We start from the raw sequence: 5,076 nt of genomic DNA, 5'->3' as shown, positions 1-5,076 counted from the left end.
AACACCCAACGCTCAGCTCCACGCGCCCTTATGCCGCATACATCGCTTGCGCTTCGTATGCCCCTTACGACTCTTGCGCCTCGGCGCGCTCGTCCGCATCCCGGCGGCGGCGAGCAGCTGCGAGCAGCGCACCACCTCCTGCCGCGCACGCGATGCACAGCAGAAGCGTTATCGCAGGCGGGGTGATGTCCCCTGTCTTGGCAAGCGATTGCAGACGATGCACCGTGCGGGCAGGTTCGCTGAGCCCATCGGTCTCGGCGTATGCGGCAAAGGTCACGCGCACGGTCGTGTCTTGGCGCACATTGCGCAAGGTATAGCCGGTCTGCGTGAAGGCGGTCGTGCGCGCTCCGTTGACCTCAACGCGCACCACCCGATACCCCGCGTCAGCTGCAAAGCTCACAGACGCATCAGCGCCAAGCGGCACGAGGAACGGATCGGCCGGTATCACGCGCCCATGCGTGCGTCCAGCACCATCGGCTACCACCTCAGGGGTGATGGTGGGCCTCCCTGAAGGGTCTTTGATGGTGCCGGTGCCACCGTGGTTGCCACCAGAGGACCCTTGGCTGCCGCCGGAGGATCCCGCAGAAGACCCAGCGCTGCTGCCAGCAGAGGACCCAGCAGATGAGCCAGCAGAGCTCGACGCAGACGATGATGAGCTCGACGATCCACCACCGCCGTTGGGGCCGAAGACGAACTCCCAGTCCTCATCTCCATCCCCCGCCCCACCGATGATCTCGGTCGAGGTCTTGTCGCTTCCTGCCGCATCAGCGGTAGGCGCGATGAGCGTGATGTCGGATGCGGCATCCGCGCTCGCACCTTCCGCAGATGCCCCTTGGCCCCGCGCATCGTCTGCCCGGCGCACCTCGTAGTGGTATCCCTCCTTGGTCACGACCGTGACCACGACCGATTTGCCCGCAGGCACCTTCAAGGGCGGCTTGCCCACCGTGTTAGGAAACACTGCCCCCCATTCGCTTCCCACCACGTTGATGGTGATGTTGCGCGTACGGGTGGGATCGCGCGGCCCATCATCGTCGGTGCGCGGCCTAAAGCCTGCCCGCACATGCGTGTCCGAGCTCACCTGATCAAGGGTGAGCAGCCAGTATCCCGCCGCTCCGCCAGACGGCCACACCACCCAGCTTGCCGATGCGGTGATATCGCGCCAGGTGGTATCAGCATCCCCTTTCGCGCGCACATAGGCAAGTTCGGCATCTGCTGAGGGAGCAGGGATCAGATAGAAGCTATATCCGGCCCCTTTGGGAACAGAGACGCTTTCAGGGGTGGCGCTGGGAAGCGAGGTGCTCGCAAGGCCCGCCGTCGCCTCTATGGCAACGTCGATGGTGACGAAGGTGCCCGGCACCACCACCGGCGGCAGCTCTTCGGCCACCTTGGCAAAGCGCACCACGATCAGACGGTCCCGCCCCACATCGGGCACCGAGACGCCGTATCCTGTGCTTTGCGCGTGCGCGTAGACGCCTACATCAACGCTGCCCTCATACATGGTATAGAGCTCATATCCCGCCTCGGGGAACAGCGCGAAGGTGGCAGGGCTTGCCGCGCTCACCGGCTTTGTGGCCTCGGTCTGTGCCGTACCGTCGAAGGGCACATCCACCGAACCGTGACCGCCCTCTATGCGCACCACCACGCTGTGGGCGCGCACGGGAGGCGCGGGCGCATCCGAGAACACCACGCGCAGGACAGCATCAGCGCCAGGACCTTGGAAGGAGAAGGCGCCTGAGGTGACGTCAAGGGCAACAGATACCCGCTCTCCTGCGATCTCGGTCTCAAGCGTGGCCGACAGAAGCGACCCTGTCGCATTGGCAGGGTATGCCACCCCTTCGATGAGCTGGCCTTTGCGGAAGGTATACGGAGCATCCGCTGTGGCGCCCGCCACCGAGATGTCGACCTGTCCGGCCCCTTCTGTCACCACCGTGAGCTTCCAGTCCTTGTTCATGGGGTCTTCTGGGTCATCCGGATCCACCGGACGATCCGGGTCCTCCGGGTCGACGATGGGCGGGCGTGGCTTGTCGGGGTCAGGATCGACCACATCTCCGGTATCCACGAAGATCGCGCGCACCGTGACCTCATGCGTCCCTTCCGGCAGCCCCTCTAAGTTCAGGTCATAGTATCCGGCAAGCCTGCACCACGCAGGCACCTCAAGTGCCACCCCGTCTGCATCCACTTCGATCTTTGCAAGCGCAGAGCCTGGTACGACGGGCGTGAACGTATAGCGAACAGCGCCCACCTTAGGCCAGGTGTAGGTGCCCTCGTAGTTCATGAACCCCGCACCTTCCACCACACCGGTCACCTTCACCGTGAGCGGATCTGCCGGCTTGTTCGGGTCATCGGGATCGGTAGGACCGGTCGCACCGTCAGGGATGTACGTGCATACCGCATAGGAGCCAAGCGGCGCATCATCGAATGCGACATAGCGCGCACCGCTTTCGTCGGCGCGCACGCTGACCTCACGCACCACCTTGTCCCCTGATGCGTCGTAGCCGATCACGAACACGCGCTCGCCTGCGGCTGGTGCACCATCTGTTGCAGGCATCGGGATCACTACCGAGAGATTGCCCTTGTACGGGTCAGGGTCTCCCGCTTGCGGGAAGGTGAAGTAGGTCTCAAGGCTCCAAGCGGCATGGATCGCGTAGGCCCCTGCCTGCCCTTGCGATAAGGCATACGCGTGCGCTTGGTCCATGAGGGATTGGTAGACCGCGCTTGCAGGCTCTGCCTTGATGGCGCTCAAGTGCTGCACGTACTTATGGATGATGCCGGTCGCGGAGGGCTCGGTGTAGGTGGCAACGCCATCGAAGGTCTCGTCGTGGTCCTTGTAGACGGTCTTGGCCCCATAGGGGCTGTTCTGCTCTATGAGGAAGGTGATGCAGGTAGACACGACCCTACCTTGCGCATCGGTCGCGGTGAAGGTGCAGTCGTATTGACCGGGTGCGTCCACGTGAAGGCTGCCAGCCGCACCATCGTGGGTGAGCTCTAGGCCCCACGTGCCATCGGCTCTCTGGGTGGGCGTGAAGGTGCCTACCTGCTGCCCATCGCGTGTCACTTCCCATGCGGCGCGAATGGGAGCTTCCCCTCCTTGCGTTTGCGCCCAGATGCGTCCCTTGTAGAAATCGATGGCGCTTGTCGCATCAGGGGCGACCCAGTTAGGCGAGCGATCGGTAAGCTCGAATGCGTCAAGCGCTACCTCCACGAACACGTTCGAGGTGGCGCTTTCCCCGCTCACGCTGACCGCATCGGTCATCTGGTGCGCACCACTTGCATCGGTGCCCACGCCATCCCCGTCGAATGCAGGATGTGCTGCCTGCGCACCTGTCGGCACAAGCCCTACCGCCAACACCACTGCAAGCATCACCGCGAGCATCTTCTCAATATGTTTCCCAAAACCCATGATGAACCCTTTACTTCCCGCCGATTTCCTCAAAACAGAGCGTTTTTGGCAAAAAATGCCCTTATTGGCACAACACCGATCACTACGTCTTAGCTGCGCACGTTCACCGTGACGATGGCAGCGGCTTGTCCTACCTGCTCTTCGCTCTCAGGATCGAGCGCTTCGAAGAGTGCGGTGCACTCATAGCTTCCCTGAGGTAGCGCCACATCGAGCGCATCGCGCTGGATGTGGTGGTCAGGCTCTATCACGTCTGTTTGATAGAGCTGCTCTCCGGTATCGTTGCGAAGAAGCGTCACGCGCATCAGATAGCGGTTACCCGGTACGTTTTCTATGCGCAGATCTCCCTCAGAGGTGCCGCTCTCAAGCTCGATGACAGAAGCGATGGAGATGTTGAACATGCCCTCTTCGACCACCCGGTCAAGCTCTGCTTGTATCTCTGCGTCGGTCTTGCCAGCAAGCTGGCCCGCATCTCCTTGACGGCGGCTTCTCTCATCGGTGCAGAGCGTGAGCGCGAGAAGGATCGCCACCACGATGGCCACAAGCGCTATCACGCACCCGATGACCACGCCTTTGCGGCTCTTGTTCGGCGCAAGCGTTTGCGGTTGGCTTGTCAGCGGCACCTGATAGGTGGCAGGCGCAGGATAGCCAGGTCCTGCCGTGTGCGGCACCTGCCCGAAGGAGGGATAGCCGCCATAGGGCGCTTGCCCTGGGGTGCGCTGTCCGGCAGAGGCCGCATATCCTCCAGATGCTGGGTAGCTCCCGGGAGCAGCATGCGCCGCTCCCGGATTTGCCGACCCCATGCCATACGAGCGCACGCTCGCCGCATCTCCTGGCAAGGGCGCACGCGAGGGCTGCGGATTGTTCGCCTGCGGTGCGCCTTGTGCCCCTTGACCAGGATTGCCATATCTCATATCAGGTGCGCTCATCGGCTCTACTCCCTTATGCCTTATGCCGCAGCGATGGTGTAGGTGATCTGGAAGGCCTTGTCCACCAAGACATTGCCCGCGTCATCGGTCAGATTCATCACGTCGTTGCTCACCACCGAGCTCTTGCCCGTGAGCACAAGGCCCAAGATGCCGGGCGCCCCGTCCGAGTGATCGGGGTTGCTGCCATCAGCCACGCGCGCCTCGATCACCCAGTTAGGAGCAGAGGTGGTAGCGGTGCCGTCCAAGTCAACCGTTGCGACCGTACCGGTCTCGCTTGCCTTGTTGCCGTACTGGTTGCCGCCGTTGTAAGAATCAAGCTGGCTCACAACGCCGCCCGTTACCGTGAAGATGTTCGTGCCAGGAGTGTTGCTCGCAGCAGAAGGTGCGAGCGTGAGCGCCAGGTCAGCCTTCTTGCCCGTTGCAGTGTAGCCCGGGTCATCGACGTTGGTGGCAGAAGGCACGAGCTTCCAAACCGGACCTCCTGCGAACTGGTTCTCGGCGATGGTGTCATCAGATGCCACGCCAACAACCTTCACATCGAGCCCCGACCAGTTCTCGATGCGGTATCCCTTGTTGGTCGGCGCATTGCCCGGACGCCAGTTGACGATGCCGGTTGAGGGCTGTGCCTTGAGCGCGCCGCCAGAGGCCTTGGCCATCACCTTCACGTTCAAAGGCACGGTCACGGACAAGTTGTCGATGAAGGTGTCCACCCAAACATTCGATGAGGTGGTGCCCTTGTTGTCGGTCACC

At 62.5% G+C, this 5,076-nt stretch carries 3 protein-coding genes; all 3 read right to left on the bottom strand.

Annotated features, from left to right (window positions below; translation table 11 throughout):
- Nucleotides 1-64 precede the first annotated feature (64 nt).
- The gene (locus NFR19_RS08660; RefSeq protein WP_251213394.1) at nucleotides 65-3,400 is read right to left on the bottom strand and encodes a hypothetical protein; all 3,336 of its coding nucleotides are present in this window, start codon (nucleotides 3,398-3,400) and stop codon (nucleotides 65-67) included.
- 89 nt (nucleotides 3,401-3,489) lie between these two features.
- On the bottom strand, nucleotides 3,490-4,326 hold the full coding sequence (locus tag NFR19_RS08655; protein WP_251213393.1) for a hypothetical protein: 837 nt from the start codon (nucleotides 4,324-4,326) through the stop codon (nucleotides 3,490-3,492).
- A 20-nt stretch (nucleotides 4,327-4,346) separates the two neighbouring features.
- Nucleotides 4,347-5,076: hypothetical protein (locus NFR19_RS08650; protein ID WP_251213392.1), on the bottom strand; the 730-nt coding region annotated here is incomplete at its 5' end.

The sequence above is a fragment of the Adlercreutzia murintestinalis genome (assembly GCF_943192905.1).
GTDB classification, from domain to species: domain Bacteria; phylum Actinomycetota; class Coriobacteriia; order Coriobacteriales; family Eggerthellaceae; genus Adlercreutzia_A; species Adlercreutzia_A murintestinalis.
This window is presented reverse-complemented; position numbering and strand designations above follow the sequence as displayed.